9 protein-coding genes and 4 pseudogenes are annotated in these 19,658 nt (G+C 65.4%); 8 read left to right on the forward strand and 5 right to left on the reverse strand.

The features are described 5' to 3' along the window. The first annotated feature begins 114 nt into the window (after positions 1–114). Positions 115–672 (forward strand): ATP-binding protein, encoded by a 558-nt coding sequence (locus ACTWP8_RS13115; protein WP_443322316.1) that lies wholly within the window; start codon positions 115–117, stop codon positions 670–672. Here ACTWP8_RS13115 and ACTWP8_RS13120 read toward each other — a convergent pair. Continuing rightward, positions 650–1,378: a 2'-5' RNA ligase family protein gene (locus tag ACTWP8_RS13120; RefSeq protein ID WP_443322399.1), complete on the reverse strand. Its 729-nt coding sequence runs from the start codon at positions 1,376–1,378 to the stop codon at positions 650–652. The two genes, ACTWP8_RS13115 and ACTWP8_RS13120, sit on opposite strands and share 23 nt — an antisense overlap. Positions 1,379–1,403: 25 nt before the next feature. Further along, entirely contained in the window at positions 1,404–2,744 is a 1,341-nt protein-coding gene (locus tag ACTWP8_RS13125; RefSeq protein ID WP_443322317.1) for a hypothetical protein, read from the reverse strand. Positions 2,745–2,955: 211 nt separating this feature from the next. Here ACTWP8_RS13125 and ACTWP8_RS13130 point away from each other — a divergent pair, with 211 nt between their 5' ends. The 4 genes from ACTWP8_RS13130 (at position 2,956) to ACTWP8_RS13145 (ending at position 10,377) form a co-directional block, all read left to right on the forward strand. Beyond that, positions 2,956–3,837: a helix-turn-helix domain-containing protein gene (locus tag ACTWP8_RS13130; RefSeq protein WP_443322318.1), complete on the forward strand. Its 882-nt coding sequence runs from the start codon at positions 2,956–2,958 to the stop codon at positions 3,835–3,837. Continuing rightward, the gene (locus tag ACTWP8_RS13135) at positions 3,834–4,085 is read left to right on the forward strand and encodes a DUF397 domain-containing protein (protein ID WP_443322319.1); all 252 of its coding nucleotides are present in this window, start codon (positions 3,834–3,836) and stop codon (positions 4,083–4,085) included. Before ACTWP8_RS13130 ends, ACTWP8_RS13135 begins: the two co-directional genes overlap by 4 nt. Positions 4,086–4,929: 844 nt before the next feature. Continuing rightward, entirely contained in the window at positions 4,930–10,044 is a 5,115-nt protein-coding gene (locus ACTWP8_RS13140) for a DUF6531 domain-containing protein (RefSeq protein ID WP_443322320.1), read from the forward strand. 12 nt (positions 10,045–10,056) lie between these two features. Next, complete coding sequence (locus ACTWP8_RS13145; protein ID WP_443322321.1) at positions 10,057–10,377, forward strand: hypothetical protein; 321 nt, start codon at positions 10,057–10,059, stop codon at positions 10,375–10,377. A gap of 92 nt (positions 10,378–10,469) precedes the next feature. On the opposite strand, the pseudogene ACTWP8_RS13150 reads toward ACTWP8_RS13145, so the two are convergent. Beyond that, positions 10,470–11,211 (reverse strand): annotated as a pseudogene (locus ACTWP8_RS13150) (transposase family protein); the annotation flags it as partial. A 370-nt stretch (positions 11,212–11,581) separates the two neighbouring features. Between ACTWP8_RS13150 and ACTWP8_RS13155 the strand changes: the two are divergent. Further along, positions 11,582–13,189, forward strand: coding sequence for a tetratricopeptide repeat protein (locus tag ACTWP8_RS13155; RefSeq protein WP_443322322.1), 1,608 nt, complete (start codon positions 11,582–11,584; stop codon positions 13,187–13,189). A gap of 16 nt (positions 13,190–13,205) precedes the next feature. Here the strand turns inward: ACTWP8_RS13155 and ACTWP8_RS13160 are convergent. Continuing rightward, a pseudogene (locus ACTWP8_RS13160) lies at positions 13,206–14,395 on the reverse strand (IS110 family transposase). A gap of 335 nt (positions 14,396–14,730) precedes the next feature. On the opposite strand from ACTWP8_RS13160, the pseudogene ACTWP8_RS13165 reads away from it, so the two are divergent. Next, a pseudogene (locus ACTWP8_RS13165) lies at positions 14,731–15,496 on the forward strand (IS5 family transposase). A 28-nt stretch (positions 15,497–15,524) separates the two neighbouring features. Here ACTWP8_RS13165 and ACTWP8_RS13170 read toward each other — a convergent pair. Continuing rightward, a pseudogene (locus tag ACTWP8_RS13170) lies at positions 15,525–15,682 on the reverse strand (sterol desaturase family protein); the annotation flags it as partial. 152 nt (positions 15,683–15,834) lie between these two features. Between ACTWP8_RS13170 and ACTWP8_RS13175 the strand changes: the two are divergent. After that, on the forward strand, positions 15,835–18,930 hold the full coding sequence (locus tag ACTWP8_RS13175) for an NACHT N-terminal Helical domain 1-containing protein (RefSeq protein WP_443322323.1): 3,096 nt from the start codon (positions 15,835–15,837) through the stop codon (positions 18,928–18,930). Positions 18,931–19,658: the final 728 nt, after the last annotated feature.

The following is a 19,658-nucleotide window of genomic DNA, read 5'->3' on the forward strand; positions in this document are numbered from 1 at the left end:
GGCGGAGGGGCCTAGGAACGACGGTGGCTGAAGCCGAATGGCGGCGGTACGCCGTCCCTCCGCCGTTTCTCCGCCATCCCGAGGCGAGGAGAAAGGCGGAGGAGCGGCGTCCGTATGGCGTACCGGCGCACCTCGCACACCCGGGAGGCTGGTGAAGCCCAGCGGGCCAACCACAGGGAGCGAGGCAAGGCAGTGCACCCATCAGCAACGGACAACGTCACGACGCACGAACTCGGAAACGGGCTCGTCCAGCACCGGTGGGTGGACCTGAGCAGGTACAACGAGCCTCAGGTGCTCGCTCGCGAGCAAGTGCGTCAGGCCCTCAGCGGCCGAGCCTCCGGCTCGCGCATCGACGATGCGGTGCTCGTCGTGAACGAACTGGTGACCAACGCGCGGCAGCACGCCGGCGGTGGGCCTTCGTGCATGAACCTGGACGTCTACGAGGACATCGCAGTGATGTGGATCCACGACTGTGGGAAGGATGCTGAGGCAGTCCGACTGCGAACGTCGGCAGCCGACGTGTGCACCGAGCTCGGCGAGAGCGGCCGCGGTCTCTACCTTGTCGAGGTCCTGGCCGCGAAATGGTTCGTCTGGCCGACGGTGGAGGGCAAGGCGGTTGTCGCGGTGATCGAGCTGGATGCCGCGAACGCTACCCCGCCGACCCTCCAATGAGATCCGGAGCCATGAGCGGGACGCTTTCCACTACGTCCCACCGGTATTCGGCACCGCAGCGTCGCAGCTCCACCAGCTGAACCTCGGCGACGTCGAGATCGACCGCGTGCAGAGACCGCAGTGGGGCGATCGCCTCCGTCAGTGGAGCTGCCGGGCGTCGCCGGTTGTTGTAGGCCAGGCTGAGATGGGGCCGGAAGACCGACGTCGGCTTCTTGGAGGCGAAGCCCACCCGTTGTCCCGCCTCTAGCAGCGCGGCATGGAGGCGTACGAGCGGCTCCCACGGGCCGACGGAGAGGCGTACGGCTCCGCGAGACCCGGCGAGCGGCATGGCCCGCAGGGAGAAGGCGCCCGGCAATGCGTCTGCCGCGTTGTTCGCCAGCGTCTCCAACTGCCTGTGCGTGAGAGCATCCGGTCCTCCGACGCGCGTGAGCGTGATGTGCAGACCGTGTGCTGGCACAGGATCGAGGCAGAAGCACTCCAGCGCCTTCTGGCAGCGCTGTGCAAGATCGATGAGTGCTGGCGCATCCGGGAAGGTCAGCAGCCAGTAATACGCCCTGGTGCCGTCGGACCACCCCGGCCGGGACCAGTGGTCGATCATCTCGTCCAGGGCGCTGAAGGCCGCCCAGTCATGCGCCGCGATGGTCACCGGGTCGTTCAGGCTGGCAGGAGGTTCGGCGGGAAACGCGGCGGGGTCCGCGCTGAGCACGGGAACCAAGTGCTCTCCTTCGGCATCACTGTGCCCTGGAGTGCGACATGGCCAGGGCTGCTGGCTGTGAGCTCCACGCCCGGAGCTCGTCGTCATACTCGCGCACGGCCGGGTGATTCCGCCATCGCCGGGCCTGCTCACGGAGATCGTGGGATCGCTGCCACACCGACCTGATCGGCGATTCACCGGAGAAGACGAGCGCCTCCTTGCTCAGAGCCATCGCGTGCTCGATGTCCGGCGATCGCTGCTGGAGCAGGGCCGTGGAGATGTCGAGGCGGACGAGCGATCGGCTCCACGAGGAGTCCGAGTGCTCGACCAGATCGTCGATCTGCTGGGCATCGTTGAGCACCTGATCGACGTTGTGGAGCGAGACCTGAGCTGTGATCGCGTTCGCGAGGGTCCTGGCGTATCCGTACGGTCCAAAGGAGATGCACGAGGTGATACCGGCTGGCACGTCGTGGAGGTCGGACAGCTCGAGAGCCTGTCCGATGGCGCGGTCGGTCCCTTGGCGGTCGCCGATCTTGGCGAGCGCCCGCGCCCTGCCGTTTGCCAGCAGCCGGACGGACTGGGCGCTGCGCGGTGCCCGGTCGACTGCCGCGGCAGCGCACGCAGCCGCCTCGGCGTACCGCCCCGCGTAGTACAGGCCGAAGGAGAGCGTGCCGCTCGCCCAGAGTTCGGTCTCGGTGTCGCCGATCGCCTGGCTGAGGTCGCGCGACTCGGTGCAGTACGCCTCGGCGAGTGTGAAGTTGCCGGTGTTGACAGCCATGTAGCCAAGCAGTCCGGCGGCCCGGGCAGCGAAGCGAAATAGCTCCTGCCGCGCGGCCGGCGGCTGCTGACCATCGAGAAGCGTGTGCGTTAACTGCCGCAGCAAGCGAGCCTGGGCCCTCATCTCCCTCGGCCCATCCTGCTCGTAGCGTGCGACGATGCTCTCCAGCGACGAACCGATGAAGGCGAGCGTCGCCCCGTCGACATTTCCTGCGGTGAGTAGCCGAGCACGGGCGATAATGTCCTGGGGGCGCTCCGAGTCCTGCTGCACCGGCCAGGGTGTGGGGGCCGCCCGACCGGTGCTGGCCGAATGTGTCGGTAGCGGTGTCGCTCGGTGTTCCGGCACAGCGAACAGCTGTGAGACGGGGCTGCCCAGCATGTGTTCCAGCACCCGGCAAGTGTCTGGCCGCGGGGTCGTCTCGAGCTCGCCTCCGAGCCAGCGGTCGAACTGGCGGCGCGACACCGTGAGCGAAGCGAGCCGCGGATCTCGATCGCGCTCGGCGAGCTCGGAGGCCGCACGCTCGTACTGGACCGCGAAGGCCTCGTACTTCGTCAGATGACGCTGCTGAAGTAGCTGCCGGAACAAGGTCGTCCGGGGCATGGGGACATCCTCCAGTACGGCAATATCGGCCGACGCAGAGGCGAGCACGCCGATGGCGGTACGCACATCGGTCGGCTGCGGCGCGCATCAGGAACGACACGCGTCGTGACTCCAGGAAGCATGCCGGTTGCCGCACGTGCTAGGCAACATGTCTGGAGAACATGCCTCATTCGGGTTGTGAGCCGTGGAGCCTGACGGACAGACTTCCAGCATGGCCTTGAAGCGGAGCCTGGTCCCCCAATCTGTCTACCGGCGCCAACTCGCCGCGCGGCTCAAAGTGTTGCGCGAGACCTCTGGACTCACGCTCACCGAGGTCGCAGAGCAACTCGAGGTCAACCAAGGATCGCTGAGCCGCATCGAGAACGGCGAGCGTGGCACAACACCCGTCCTCGTCAGGGCCCTGCTGGACTGCTACGGCATCGACGATGCCGCGGACCGCGACGACGTCCTCGATCTCGTACGGGCCGACAAGGAACAGCAGAAGCCCTGGTGGCGGAAGTACTCGACCGTCCTCACGGCTACCCGGTACGACGGCTATCTAGCCCTGGAGGCCGGCTCGGTCGCCTTGTCCAGCTACCAGCCGATGCTCGTGCCAGGTCTTCTGCAGACCGAGGACTACGCCCGCGCTGTCATCTCGCAGATGCGGATGGACCTGACGCCCGGGCAAGTCGAAGCCTTGGTCAAGGTCCGCGTCGAACGACAGAACAGCCGCCTTGCTGGCGACCAGCCGGTCAAACTCTGGGCCATCCTCGACGAAGCGGTCATCCACCGCACGATCGGGTCAGCGTCGGTCATGCGCGACCAGATGCAGAAGCTCCTGACTGCGAACGAGCAGCCGAACATCACGGTCCAGCTCCTGCCCTTCTCCCTCGGAGCGCACCCAGGGCTGTACGGCCCATTCGTCATCCTCGCCTTCCCCGACCCCACCCCGGACCTGGTGTGGTTGGAGAACCCCAAGAACTCCGTGTACCTCGAAGCTGCTGACGACGTCGAGAACTACCAGGAAGTCTTCGATTACCTGAGAGGCTGCGCGCTCTCCCCGGCGGAGACGCGTACCCGCCTCGCACAGATCATCAAGGAGCTTCACCCGTGAGCACGCCCAACGCCCTCTCACACGATATCGATCTCTCCCATGCGTGCTGGCGAAAAAGTTCCTACAGCGGCGGAGCCAATGACTGCGTCGAGATCGCCGACCTCGGACCGTACGTAGTGGTCCGCGACTCCAAGAACAAGCACATGCCGCCGCTGGTGTTTGATCGGAGCGTGATGGCTGAGTTCCTCGCCGCGGTCGCGGCGTCTTCGGATTGCTGTACAGCGCTGCGATGCCGGCGCCCCCGGTAGCGGCAGCATCCCACTGCGTCTTGCGGTGACGCGTTCTGCCGGTCGGGCGCGGACCTGATGTGACCACGCCCGGGGCACTCCCGGACGTCTGCCCGGGCGGTGTCGATGCTGCAGGTAGCCTGCGCGTGGATACGAGGAGCCCGTCCATTTGAGCCCTCCTCGTTCCATGTGTCCTGTCTATGCAGCCTTCGACCGCACAAGACGGCTTTGCAGCTGATCAAGGGTTATATGTAATCACCATGCGAATTACGGTCATTGGCCATGCAACGTTTCGATAAAGGCTTCCGGCCAGCTCGGGGCATATCTGGGAAATGTGGACACTTCAGGCCTTGATCTTTCGTCGCGAAGGGCACCAAGATCCTTCACAAGTTGTGCACTGAGTGACCGTAAGGTGCATGGTTTGTGAGGGGGGATCGCTGTGCTGACGGCTGCGTCTGCGCGCTTACGTGTTCTGATCATGGTGTTGGTGCTGTCCGTGGTCGCGGGCGGTGGCTGGCTGATCAGGGTCGCGGTTGACGATGGAGGTGGGGGCGCGGGCAGTGCGTACCGCGGGCCGAAGCCTGCCGCGCACCAGCAGCCGGTGTCGCTGAAGGAACGGCGGGAGCGGACCAAGGATCGTGCCAAGGCGACGAAGTCGCATGGCCTTCCGGTGACGAAGAGCAAGCCGGCCTCGGCCCAGCAGATCGAACTGCTGAGGCAGAACCAGCGACAGATGAGGGCAGGCGGCCCGAAGCTCCATGGTCCGTCTGTCAGCTTAGGCAGCGGCGTCAACCGTGCTTCCTATGTGACTCGTGCCGATGCGGCTGCGTCTGCGGCTTCCTATTCGAGCGGTGCATTGTGGCAGGTGACGGCCGACCCGTTCGGTAACACGGCGGCGCAGCAGGGCGGGTTCCTGATGGCGCTGGGCAACCACATCGGTGCCGCTGTTCCAGGTGAACCGCTGCAGCTGTCCGCCGCGATCTACCAGGCGGGGGGTGCCAGCGGTGAAGTGCACCCGGTCAAGGTGCGCTGGAAGTTGGATGCGTACAGCTGCCGCCTGAGTCAGGACGACGTGAAGTGGTTCGACTTCGGTCAGACCGTGTCGGCGCCGACGTTGAACACCGGAGTGGAACTCCCGGTGGTGAACGCGTCGATCACGCTCCCAACCGCGGAGTGCACGAACTCCCTGCCGCAGTACTTCATTTACGTCTGCACGACCGTGACGGACGACTCCACGGACACGGAGTCCTGCGGCTCGTACAACTCCTACTACATCGTTCCGGCCCTGCCCGATGGCGCGGCCTGCAGTGCGGTGTGCGGGGACGCAAGCGGCTCGGTGGGCACGACGGTGATGCGTGCAGACCCGGTGAACACCGCGACGGGCGCGTTCACGGAGGCGTTCACCGATGCCCAGGTCTCCGCGCCGGGAGTGCCGCTCACGGTGGGCCGCGTCTACTCGTCGGACAACACGTTCACCGGCGCGCTGGGCAAGGGCTGGCAACTGCCCTGGGAGACGCGGCTGCAGATCGAGTCCGACGGCGATGCGGTCCTGATCGGCGAGGGCGGCACCCGGCACACCTACACCGAAAAGTCCGGCGGGACGTTCACCGCCCCCGGCCAGGCCCGCTCCACACTGGCTGCTGACGGCAGCGGCTACAAACTGACCACAGCCGATCACACCACCTACAGCTTCAACGCCTCGGGGCTGCTGACCGCGCTCAAGGACCGAACCGGACGCGGCCTCACGCTGACCTACACCGGAACACAGCCCACCAAGATCACGGACGCTGTGGGCCGATCCGCGGTTCTCTCCTACGCCGGTGACCGCCTTGACACGGTGACGTTGGCCGATGGCCGGGTGCTCGACTACGGCTACACCGACAACCGGCTGACCAGCGTGACGGCCCTGGACGGCAAGACGGAGATCTACGGCTACAACCCCTCCGGCCTCCTCGACGCGATCACGAACGCTCGCGGTAAGACCGTCACGTCGAATGTCTACGACTCTCAGGGGCGCGTGACGTCACAGACAGACGCGCTCCAGCACACGACCACGTTCACGTACTCCAAGAACGGCGTGTTCGACCAGGTCGACGTCAAGGCCCCGGACGAGGGCGTGTGGACGGACATCTACTACAAGAACGTCCTGTTCACCCAGCTCGACCCGTTCTCGAACAAGGGTTACTACCGCTACGACGCGCACTTCAACCGCACCAGTGCGGTGGATGCGGAGATCCGCGAAACCGAGTGGACCTTCGACGCGTCGGGCCGGATGACCGGCCGGTCCAACAGGGCCTCGGACGAAAGCTGGACCTACGACAGCAACGGCAACGTGGCCACGTACACAGACGGCGAGTACAACAAGACCGTCCTCGGCTACAACGCCAACAACCAGCTGATCACTGTCAAGGACCCGCTGCTCAAGACGTCAACGTACGACTACAACGCGACCACAGGGCTGCTGGAGAAGGCCACCACGGCGCGAGGCAAGGCCACGGTGTTCGGCTATGACGACTTCGGGAACCTGAAGTCGGTCACCACACCGAAGGGCAACGCGACCACTTACACCTACGACGCTTCGGGCCGGGTCAAGACGGTCACCGACCCGCGGGGCAACGTCGCCGGTGCAGATCCGGCGAAGTACACCACGACCTACACGTACGACGCGGCCGACCGCACCGAAACGGTCACCGACGCCCGAGGCAATACGACGACCTACGACTACGACGAGGTCGGCAACCTCACCACGGTCACGGATGCCGCGAAGCGGACCGCCACATACGCCTACGACGACGCCAACCACCTGTCCCTGATCACGGACCCGGCGCAGAAGCAGACCCTCTTCGGCTATGACGTCGTGGGCCGCGTCAACAAGGAGACCAACCGCCGGGGTGCCACGACCACCTACCGGTACGACAAGGCCGGCAACCAGATCCAGATGGTGACTGCGCGCGGCAACGCCACCGGCGCAGACGCGTCGAAGTACACCTGGAAAATTGGCTACGACAAGGTCGGCAACCGCAAGACGGTCACCGACCCGCTGGGCAAGACCACCGCGTTCACCTGGGACGCGGACAACCGGCCCCTGTCGGTCACCGACCCTCTGAACCACACCCGCGCCGTCACCTACGACGACAACGGCAGCGTCACCAAGACCACCGACGGCCTCGGTCACGGCATGACGCTGGCCTACGACGACAACCATCGCCTCGCCTCGTCCAAGACCTGGGCCGGCTACCTCACCACCTACGAGTACGACGACGACGGCAACCTGACCGCCGAGGTCTCTCCGGAAGCCGAGCGCGCCACCTACGGCTACGACGACGACGGCCGACTGGCCAGCATGGTCGACCCACGCGGCAACGTCACCGGAGCCGACCCCGCAAAGTACACCTGGACCTACGCCTACGACCCGGCGGGCAACGTAACCTCGGTCACCGACCCGCTCGGGCACCAGCGCACGACCGGCTACGACGGCGTCGGCAACATCGCGTCCATCACCGACGCCCGCAACAAGCAGACCCGGTACGAGTACGACGAACTCAATCGCCTCAGGAAGGCCACGAGCCCTGACACCGGCACCACCGGGCTGACCTATGACGTGGCCGGGTTCCTTCAGACCCGCACCGACGCCAACACGCACACCACCACCTACGGCCACAACGCCGAAGGCCAACTGACGTCGATCAAGAACCCGCTGGCCAAGACGGTCTCCTACGACTACGACCTCGACGGCAACCGCACCAAGGTCACCAACGCGCGCGGACAGACCGTCACCACCACGATCGACGCCCGCAACCTGCCGACCAAGGTCGCCTACTCCGACGGCACCGCCACGGAGACCTACCTCTACGACGACGCCAGCCGCCTGAAGCAGGTCACGGACGCCACAGGCACCCGCACCCTGACCTATGACGACGACGACAAGATCCAGTCCATCACGTCACCCGGCGCGTCCAAGCCCTTCAGTTACGCCTGGAACACCGACGACACCCTCAAGTCCCGCACCTACCCCGACGGCCGGGCCACCAGCTACACGTACGACAAGGTCGGCCGGATCAAGAGCCAGACCACCGACAGCAAGGCCACCGGCTACGGCTACGACAAGGCGGGCAACCTCACCTCGGTCACCCTGCCCACCACCACGGCGCGCACCGAGACCCGCACCTACGACGAGGCCGGCCGACTGGGCTCCACGACCACGCCCACCGGCAGCAACACCTTCACCTACGACGAGAACAACCGCCTGACCGCGGACAAGCCCGGAACCGGCTACCCGACCCGCTACAAGTACGACGACGCGGGCCGCATGACCCGGGCCTGCACCGACACCTCTGCCACGTCCTGCCTGACCGGAACCAGCGGCAGCACTTACACCTACGACAAGGTCGGCAACCTCAAGACCTCGGCTGCCGCGGGCGTCACCACCACCTACGCCTACAACAACGCCGATCAGCTCTCCTCCACCACCGCAGGGTCGACCACCACCAGCTACAGCTACGACGCGGACGGCAACCAGAGCAAGGACGGAGCCGACAGCTTCACCTACGACCCCGTCGGCCGGGTCAAGTCCGCCACCATCGGCACCGACAGCTTCTCCTTCCTGTACGACGCGGACGGCAACCGCACAGTCGCCAACAAGAACGGAGCACTGACCCGCACGTCCCGTTGGGACATCAACAACCCGCTTCCGCAGATCGCCACGGACACCAACGGCTCCGGCGCCCTGTTCGCGGACTACCAGTACGACCCCAACGGCACCGCCCGTGCCATGAACCGGACCGCGGGCACCTTCTACTTCGGCCACGACCGGCACGACTCCATCACCAAGGTCTTCGACGCCGCCGGAACCGACAACTACCGCTACAGCTACAGCGAATGGGGCCGCTCCACCGGCAAGGCCACGACCAGCGGCGGCCGGACCAGCATCTTCGGCTACACCGGCCAGTACAAAGACCAGTACCTGCCCGACCGCCTCCTGCTCCGCGCCCGCAGCTACGACCCCGCCCAGCAACGCTTCACCACCCAGGACCCCGTCCTCGCCGCCGTCGACAGCCCCAACCAGTCCGCGTACAACTACGCCGACAACGACCCCGTCAACCTCTCCGACCCCTCCGGCAACTGCCCGATGTGCATCGGAGCAGCTCTCGGCGGCATCGTCGGCGGCAGCGTCTACGCCCTGACCCACCGGGACGACTTCGACTGGGGAGACTTCGCCGCCGCCACCGGCAAGGGCGCCCTCATCGGCGCCGGCGCAGGCCTCCTCGCTCCCGCCGGCGTGGGCCTGGCCGGCTCCCTCGGCCTCAGCGGCGGCCGCGCCCTGGCCGTCGCAGCTGCCACCGACGCCGGTATCGGCATGGGCTACACCTGGGCCATCAACACGGCCCAGTGCCAGCCCACCACCCCCACCGACCTCCTCCTCGGCGGCCTCGGCGGCGCAGCGGCCCCCCTCATCGGACCCGCCTGGCGCGCCCTCAAGGGATTCTTCGGCAAGGCTCCCACGGCAGTTCCGCCTCGGTTCGGCCCAGGAGCAGCTCACGCTGACGATCCGGCGTTGGGTGGAGTGAATCCCTACACTCCCCGAGGTTTCAACGGTACGGCAGATTATGAAGAGTTCTCGCGCATGCTGTACAGCGGCCTAAATGATGTGGGGTACGGCGACTCAACGGCCATCTTTCAAGGTAGCTCTGTAACGGGCCAAAGTTTCCGGACGGGGCAGCCCTTCAGGGCTGAGAGTGATTACGACATTGCGCTGGCCGGTGAGGGGCTGCTTGAGCAGGCAAGAAAAGCTGGCGTTAGCCTTCGTTCGGGTGGAACGCGCACCGGTCCGCTACGAGATGTGGATCTTCGGAAGATGCGTCTGAATGGCCTGGCCGCAGAACTCTCCGAAAAGGCTGGACGGGAAGTGCACTTCATGATCTACGGATCGACCGAGAGCGCGATCGGACGCGCACCCAGTATGATCGCACCCAGGAAGTGACGAAGGGGCGCTATGGGGCATCGCTACTATCTTTACGGCTCTCGTGGCATGAGTTTGACAGAATTGCGCGATGCTCTTGAGCTTTCATTGGAGGCTTCATTTGAGCTGCGCGACAGCAGTTTCAAGGGTGGGCACTACTTTCTGTCGCGTGCGCAGGACTTCGAAAAGATGACAATCGAAACGAATTGGACGGACGAAGAGGGATATCTCGCCGAAGAACAGTTTCCGGATTACTCGACTCTGCTGTACGTGACGGACCCGACCGACCGCGTGTTGACCGTCCTGAGTGATACGAGTTCTCTTCATCGTTTGAGGATGGAAGAAGTCGACTAGTGTCTCGTGATCCACTTCGAGTCACTCATGCTCGTCCTGAAGATGCTTGTCAGCGCCTTGTGCGGCGTCAACTGGAGTGACAGTAAAGCGTTGAGGTGGAGCGTAAGGACTGCTTGAACGAGCCGGTGATGGGTGGTGCTGCACCATAGCTTGCGCAGCAGCCGCCAGGTCTTGAGGGTAGCCATGGCCTGTTCACCGAGTGCGCGGATCTTGGCGTGGGAGACGTTGACGGCCTGCTGACCTGCGGACAGCTTGTTTCACCGGCCGCGGTGGGGAACCCGTACGGTGCCGCCTGCGCCCTGGTAGCCCTTTGTCGGCCCAGCAGCGGATCCCAGCCTCGGCCAGGGCGTCGATAATGCCGTGGCTACGGGCGGCGCGGACGTAGTGCACCGCGCCGGGCAGCGCGGGCGAGGCCCACAACAGACGTCCGAGCGGATCGGCCAGGACCTGGATGTTCATCCCGTGCCTTCGGTGTTTGCCAGAGTAGTACGGCCGGTCGGCGGCGATGCGGTCGATCGGCAGCAGCGTCCCGTCCAGGATCAGATACGCCTTTCGCGCCGCTGCGCGGACAGCGGTGGCGACGTCCGGGGCCAGAGCCGTCAGGGGCTCGACGGCCACGTACCGATAGACCGTGGTGGTGCCGACGCCGAACCCGGCCGCGAGCTGGGCGTAGGTGTGACCGCACCGTAGGTGGGCCAGCACCAGCAGGACCTGTCGTTCCGCTGGAAGGCGACGCCACCAGGTACGGCACTCCAGACGCCGGGCCTTGAGCAGACCGGACAGGAACCGCAGGGCTGCACTGGACAGATTGATCCCCGATGGATAGACAAGCACACGAAGCTCCGGGCGAATAGGTTGCTCTTGGTCGACAACCCATCTACCAGGAGCTTCACCTCTGCCCGCACCCGCCCAGCGCCAACTCACGCCTCGACCAATGCCTCAATGGCTTCGTGCGCCTGCTCCGCGCAATAGAGGCGGCTGCGGCCGGAGTGCGACAAGATGCCAATCGGATGATAGTGGCCTAGAGACCGGGACTCACGACTCGATGAGCGCCCTATCAGCGCCATGGACCGCCGCAGACGTGCCGCTGAGCGCGGGCCGCTGGGGAAGTGCGGAGACACCTCCCCTTCGAGACAGTTCAGTCTTGATCCGCACAAGACTGAATGTCCTTTCTTATAACACATCACCTGCTCGAGGTTAGTTCATGGTAAGACGTCCAAGGAAAGCAAAGCTGGTCCAGATCTCGCTGACCTTCACGGTCTTCCTCGTCTCGTGGGCCTTGCTAGTCATCGTTGGATCCCTCTTTCTCGACATCGATGAAATAAGGAGATGGCTGGCCGACAGGACCTGGATCGCTCTTGCCAATCCCCGTATCCGTGATGCTCTGTTGCAATACGCGTGGCAGTCGCTCTTCGCCCTCATGCTGGCCATACTTTCCTACCGGAGGCTGGAAGCAATTGCCAGCCGTATCACGCGGCGCTTTCTGGGCGAGGACCCGCCGCTTGTGTTGAAACTGGTTCCCACAGCCGTGGGTATCTCCAAGCCGGAATCTCTGCTCTTCCTGCCAGGAGATGCTCTTTCCTGTGCGCTCGTAATTGAGAATGTGAGCCTTGCCGGCATTGAGGTCAACCGTGTGGTCCTCAAGGTATCGGTCTATCGCACGCTAACGACGAAAACCGGGAAGCACGTTCTGATGCCAGTGCCGGCTCTGCGCTTGGACAGCGAGCCAGAGGCAGGGCTGCAGTGGACCCGCACCGATGATGGCAGTTGGCTGATCGGTGATCCGTTCACTCTCCGGCAGGATGAGGAGATGGAGCTGCCCATGATTCACCCGACCTACGACGAGGAGGATAGCGAAGCCGTTACAGCCATAAGGGAGCTAGTCGGGGTATCCACGCTGAGTATGGGGTTCGATGTCACAGTTCACACGAGCCATGGACTCGTCACATCGGAGTTGTCTGCCCCGCTTCGGATCTTCCGCCCTCTTGAGGACGGCGATGACGGAGGAATCGACGCCCTCATCAATGCGCTCACGGATGGAAAAGAGTCTGACATAGACTCCGTGCGCAAAGGATACGAACAGGCGCGACGCTGGGATTTCGAGGTCCGAGGGCAGATCGCTGGCACGATGAACGAAGTGAACGAAGTGCTGGAGATTGAGCACATCGAGACACTCAGGGCAGAGTTGGATTCATACGATCACGCCGTTGCCATGCATCCGGCCGATCCGGTGACCCACCGCGCCCGTGCTGACTTCTTGTACAAGAACGGTATCTACGGGCAGGCGTTGGAATCGCTGGATCGGGCAATTGATCTGGGACTTGATGACGGAAAAATTAGGTTGACCCGAGCCAAGATCTTGGCGGCCTTCCATAGGTCAGAAGATGCACTCACGGAAGTCGACATCGCTCTGCATGCTCAGCCTGAGGACGCGACGGCGCACATGCTGCGGGGAAAACTCCTTCAGCACCTAGGCAGAGTGCAGGATGCCCTGACATCATTTGACCGAGCCTTGGAACTCGACCCCAACCTCGCAGAGGCGCACTGCGATCGAGGATTTGCCTTGATCAATACCAGAGCCGATGAGGCGCTGGCTGCCTTCAACCGAGCGATCCAGCTAGCTCCAGACTCCCCGATGGGCTATTTTGGCCGGGCTGTCTGCCTGGCCGGTGAGGCGAGCGATGACGAGGTCCTCGCTTCCATCGAGCAGGCGCTTCAGCGAGGCTGGACGGATATGTGGCCCATTCGGAAGCTGGCACCGCTCCTTGGTGCAGAAGGAAAAGCGAAACTCCGCATGCTGGACTCACAGTGATTCCTAATGTCGTCTGTCAAGCCGCGAGGGCGCTTGGCGGCGTGAGTTCGTAGCACCGCCCGTCGCGTAGGAGTGCCCAGAGGACGTTGACGCGGCGGCGGGCGAGGGCGAGGACGGCCTGGGTGTGGCGCTTGCCCTCGGCGCGTTTGCGGTCGTAGAACTGACGCGACTCATCGCAGTGCCGGATGCTGAACAACGCCGAGATGTAGAAGACGCGTTGGAGGCGGCGGTTGTATCGCTGCGGGCGCCGCAAGTTGCCGCTGACTTTCCCGGAATCGCGGGGCACCGGGGCGACGCCGCCGAAGCCGGCGAGACGGTCGGCGGTGCCGAAGAGTGTCATGTCGCCGCCGGTGGCAGCCAGGAACTCGGCGCCGAGGATGATGCCAAGGCCGGGCATGCTGGTGATCACGTCGAAGGTGGGGTGGTCGCGAAACCTGGTCTCGATGTCCTTTCAAGATCGGCGACCTGCTGGTTGAGGCCCATCACCGCCCTCGCCAGCGTGCGGACCAGCTGAGCGGCCAACTTCTCGCCAGACAGGCTGGTGTGCTGCCGTTCGGCGGCCTGGACGGCGATTTCGGCGAGCCGGTCGGCGCGCACAACGTGACGGTTGCGCAGCCAGGTCTCCAGCCGCTTGGCGCCGATTCGGCGGATGGCCGCTGGGGTCTGGTAGCCGGTCAGCAAAGTGAGCGGGCCGGCGTTGGTCAGATCCAACGCCCGTTCCAGACCGGGGAATACGCCGGTGAGCTGGGCTCGCAGGCGGTTGACCGTGCGGGTGCGGTCGGCGACGAGGTCCATGCGCCGGCCCGTGAGGATCTTGAGATCGGTGACGGTGTCGTCGTCAGCACCTAAGGGGTGCAGGTCGCGGCGGACGCGGACCTGGTCGGCGATGACGGCGGCGTCCTTGGCGTCTGTTTTTCCCTCGCCTCGGTAGCTCTCGGAGGCGCGGTGGATGGCCCGGCCGGAGATGTAGTGCAGCGGCTGGTCGTGGTTGAGGAGGATCGTGATGGCCAGGGCGGCTCCGCCGTCGGCCAGGTCGATGCCCCAGGTCACCTCATCACCCAGGGCCAGGACGTCGGCGAGGAGTTCGAGCAGTTCGGGTTCGTCGTTGGCGACGCGTCGCGACAGCAGCCGTCGGCCGCTCTCGTCGATCGCGACACAGTGGTGATGGCTTTTGCCTGCGTCGATGCCGGCCCAGATCGCGGCCATGTGGTGCCTCCGTGCGGTCTGCTGCTGGTTCCTCCCACGGACGACCTCGCTGTCGAGTCCCTACGGAGCGATCATTCGCAATTCCTAATCAGCAGCCGAGTCGTCGTTGGGCGCCGGGCGGCCAATCACTGAGAGCCACAAGCGGCGGAGCCTTTTGAACCACACCCGGCGCCCCTGGGTGGGTGAACCATACGAAGGGCCCACCGCCTCCCGCAGAACAACGTAGGGAGCCTTTTCCAACCTGCCCGGCGGTCAGGGAGGTTGACCTGACGGACGAATGAAGCCTCTGGTAGATGGGTTTCGACCAAGAAGAACCGTCTCCACTAAGGCTTCGCGTGCTTGTCTACCCGTCAGGCGTCGACGTGTCCAGCTCCGCCCCTTGCATTCTGTCCGCCCGCCTGCGAGAACGCCGCCGTGCACTCGGCACGCGGTGGCGACGCCTGAGTACCGGCGTGCAGGCTCTGCTCACACTGGCCCACCTTCGCTGCGGACACACCTACGCCCAGCTCGCGGCCGGGTTCGGCGTGGGCATCACGACCGTCTACCGGTACGTCACCGAGGCCGTCGACGTCCTCGCCGCCCTCGCACCCACCCTTGCAAAGGCGGCCTGGAGCGCGTCGCTGAAGGCGTATCTGATCCTGGACGGGACGCTGCTGCCGATCGACCGGATCGCTGCCAACCGGCCGTTCTACTCGGGCAAGCACCGCAAGCACGGCATGCACGTGCAGGTCCTCGCCGATTCCGTGGGCCGTCTGCTTTGGGCATCCCCTGCCCTGCCCGGAGCCGTCCACGACATCAGGGCCGCCCGCGAGTACGGCATCATCGAGGCTCTTGCCGAGGGCCGGCATCACCTGCTGGGCCGACAAGGGCTACCAGGGCGCAGGCGGTACGGTCCGCACCCCGCACCGAGGCCGATGGGACCGTCTCTCCGCAGGCCAGCAGGCCGTCAACCGCTCTCACGCGAGGATCCGGGCACTCGGCGAACAGGCTGTCGCCACTCTGAAAGCCTGGCGACTCCTGCGCAAACTGCGCTGTTCCACGACCCGGATCACCAGCCTCGTCCAGGCGGCGCTCACCCTCCACCTGACCAGCTCAAACTAAGGTTGGAAAAGGCTCAGTAGGAGAACAAGATCTGCCACAGGAAGTCGAAGACCAGGCTCCCGAGCCCATGCCGATGCTGATTGCGGAGTCCTTCGCCTCGTACCCGGCCGCGTCCTCGTCGGGACGGCGCCGCACGCTCGCCATCTCGATCACGGTGAGCGGCACGACATTGGGCAGGTTCGGCATGTGGGCACCGTAGGAGCGCCGTACGGCTGCGAGCAGACGTTGTTACCCACAAGTGTCACCGACGGTAGGCGCTTGCTTTTTGGCAATCTCCGCAAATTCGCGGGCCGGCCCGGCCTACCATGCCATCTGCTGAAACGGGGAGGGCGTCGGCAATGCAAGGTCTCGAATTGGTGCTGGTCCGGCTGGCGTCGACTGTGGCCTCGACGCTCGCGAAGTTGGTACTGACACCGAAGCCCGGGGCGGGGTTGGTGAGCGATCCGGTTCGGCCGCTGCCAAAGCCGGCGACACCGGAGAAGCTGGCGCGGGTGCTATCCGGCCGGATCTCGTCTGCGTACGGGTCGCTGCCGGAGTATGAGCGGCTGGCGGCTGTGGCGGCGGTTCAGGACACTTTCGCGGCGGCGGGCCCGATCGACGCGGAGCGCTTGTTCGCGGCGGACCTGGACCCCGGGCGGCTGGCCGCGGAACTGCGCAGGCCTGTGACGGATCTGACCGTGCGGGCGGGCGAGCTGTACGGGGAGTTGCTGGAGCTGTGCTGTGCGCATGCCGTCGAGCAACTCACCGCGCACCCGTCTTTCCCGGCACGGGCGGCGGTTGAGCAGACGAGGAGGGCCAGCCGTGCCGAGGGACTGCTGCGCGGCCTGCGAGGTCCTCGTCCCGAGGCAGTCGCGCTGGATTTTGAGGAGCGGTACGCGGAGTTCGTCGCCGGGACCCACTCGCGTGTGGAGCTCTTCGGGATCACGCTGGGGGGCAGAACCCGCGCCGAATGGCCGCTGGACACTGCGTACATCAGTCTCGCGGTCACCGATGAGCGGCTCGACGAGGCACCCGGAGAGGAACTCGGTCTGCCGCGTACCGCGCCGACCACCGTCAAGGTGGAACGGGCGCTGGCAGACTGCGATCGCCTGATGCTGCGCGGCCCGGCGGGGTCGGGCAAGTCGACGCTTGTGCAGTGGCTCGCGCTGAACGCGGCACGGCGGAGCTTCGGCGCGGAGTTAGCGGACTGGAACCTCTGTGTGCCCTTCGTGCTGCGGCTGCGGTCCTTCAACTCACTGGGCAGGCTGCCGATGCCGGAGGACTTCCTGGCCGCCTCGGGGGTGCCACTGCGTCCACCCGCCGACTGGGTGACGGAACTCCTAGCCCGAGGGCGGGCGTTGGTGCTGGTCGACGGGGTCGACGAGGTCCCGATGCGGTTGCGGAGCCGTACGGAGAGCTGGTTGAGGTCGGTGATCGCGGCGTTCCCGAAAGCACGCTACGTGGTGACGACACGGCCGTCGGCGGTGCCCGAGGGCTGGCTGGCGGGTCAGGGCTTCACGGCGCACTCGCTCCTGCCGATGGAGCGGGACGACATCCGCTCGTTCATCGGGCACTGGCACGACTCGGCACGTCGGGAATGCGCGGCCGACTCGGAGCGGGAGCTGTTGGACACGTACGAGGTGGGCCTGAAGGAGGCGGTGACGACGCGCCGCGACCTGGGCCGGCTGGCGACGAACCCGCTGATGTGCGCACTGCTCTGCGCTCTGAACCGCGACCGCCGTATGCAACTTCCCTCCGCGTGCAAGGAGATGTATGACGCGGCGCTGGACATGCTGCTGGTCCGCCGCGACACCGAGCGGGAGGTGGTGTCCGCGGAGGGAGTCACCCTCTCCCGCGAGGAACAGACGGCGCTGCTGCAACGCCTGGCGTACTGGCTGATCCGCAACGGCCAGGTGGAAGCGTCCCGCGACGACGCGGTCGAGATGCTGGACGAGTGGCTGGCGGTGATGCCGCGGGTACGCGAGCAGGGTGATGCCGCCCAGGTGTTCTCGCACCTGCTGATCCGCAGCGGCCTCCTGCGCGAGCCGGTCCCGGGGTACGTCGACTTCGTCCACCGCACCTTCCAGGACTACCTGGGGGCGAAGGCGGCGGTCGAAGCACGTGACTTCGGTGTCCTGGTGAAGAACGCGCACGACGACCAGTGGGACGACGTGGTCCGCATGGCGGTAGGACACGCACGGGTCGACGAGCGGGGCCGGCTGCTCCGGCAGCTGCTGCGACGGGCGGACAAGGCGCGGAGGCACCGGCACCGACTGGTGCTGCTGTCCGCGGCCAGTCTGGAGCACGCGCCGGAGCTCGATCCGGCGGTACGGGCGGAAGTCGAGGCCCGAATGCAGGAGTTGGTGCCGCCCAGGTCATTGGACGAGGCGGACGAACTCGCCAAGGTGGGCGAGCTCGTGCTGGAACTCCTGCCGGGTCCGGATGGACTGGACACGACGACCGCGAGCGCCGTCGTGCGGACCGCCGCGCAGGTGGGCGGTGACGCCGGGATGGCGGTGATCGCGCGGTTCCGGGAGGACAGGCGTGTGTCCGTGCAAGCGGAGTTCTGCCACTGTTGGTCCTCGTTCGACGCCAGGCGTTTCGCGGAGACCGTGCTGTCCGCCACGACGCCGGACGTCTACGTACGCGTGTCCACGGCCGAGCAGCTGGCGGAGCTGCCACGGTTGCGACATCTCAGGCGGATCGTCCTCGTCGGCCCCCATGGACTCCCCACGGAGATCCTGGAACACCGGAACCTGGAGTGGCTCTTCCGCAGCAACGACCCGTCACTGCGCGACTTGTCACCGCTCGATGCGCTGCCTCACCTCACCACGTTGGTCCTCGACGGCTGTCCCTCGGTGACCGGTCTCGTTCCCCTGCGCGGCCTCGGGATCACGCATCTTTACGTGCACGACCTGGCCGAGGGCATGTCTCTTGCCGGACTCGACGGGCTGGCGGAACTTCGCCATCTGACGCTCGGCTTCGCCGCCGGGGTGACCGATGTCGCCGACATCCCGGTTGAGAGTGCGCTCACTGGCCTCGTCTTCATGCGCGGCGCCGCGCGTATCAACCTGCACGGGCTCGAACGCTGGCCCGAGTTGGAGACCCTGATGATCGAAGGGGACGCGCAGGGGGCCCAGTTGGCGAGCCGACGCGACGAGACCCGGCTGGTCGATCTGCAGATCAACGGCCAGACCGCACTCAATCCCGCGACGCTGGTACGGCATCGGCGGCTGAAAAGCCTCACGCTCAGTCGCTGCCTGCTGACCACGGGACTCGCACCGCTCAAGGACCTCCCAGAGCTGACCCGCCTGACCATCGGCAACGCCCCCGAGCCCGTGGACCTTACCCCGCTCGCGGATCTGGAGAACCTCATCGTGTACACGCATCTCGGCGTGCCTCCGGCGGGCACCGAACACTTCCCAGCCGAGCGGCTCAACCCCAGAACAGACTGACCACGGACGTCACCAGTCCCCTACCGACCCTCCCCTCCCCCTCGCGAAGACGGGGCTCGTCGCGTCCGCGGGGGTTCGGACAATGAGTCTTTCCAACCTTGGCTGGTGACCTGCTGAGTTGGTGTGGCGCTGGGCGCGGAAGTGGTGAAGCTTCTGGTAGATGGGAGTCGACCAAGAGTAACCTGTCCACCCGGAGCTTCGTGTGGTCTGGACATAGCCGCAGGCGAAATACGCAGGCTAGTGTCTCGTGATTCTTTCGCCGTTACGTGATCTCGTGTTGCTCGAAGGACATCGCGGAGCTGGCCGGGGTGTCGCTGCCGACCGTGGATCGGTGGAAAGTTCCGAGTCCGGAGTTGCCAATCTGAACGGGAAGAAGCGGCCGTGGACGCAATCAGGCTCCCGTGTGCACGCGGGGTCGGGTGATTTCGCTGACGAAAGCCAGCCCGCCAGCCGACACCGGCCTGACGCACAGGACGACACTGCCGAGCGGTGTTTGAATGTCATTCGGGGGCTCGTGGATCCTGTATGAGGAGATCTCTTCCGGGCGTTCCACCGGTGCGTCGGCGTATGCATTTGAGGTGCTGGATCTCATCGAAGAAGAGGCCGACAGGCTCAGGCACTTCCAGCAGGCTGCTCGCGATAATCTTCCGCCGGATCTCCGTTAGAGCGCATTGCTTCGCCGGAATTGAATCGATCCCTGTGACGGAATTCTTGTTAGAGGGCGGTTC

Source organism: Streptomyces sp. 7N604, assembly GCF_052245475.1.
Lineage (GTDB): Bacteria > Actinomycetota > Actinomycetes > Streptomycetales > Streptomycetaceae > Streptomyces.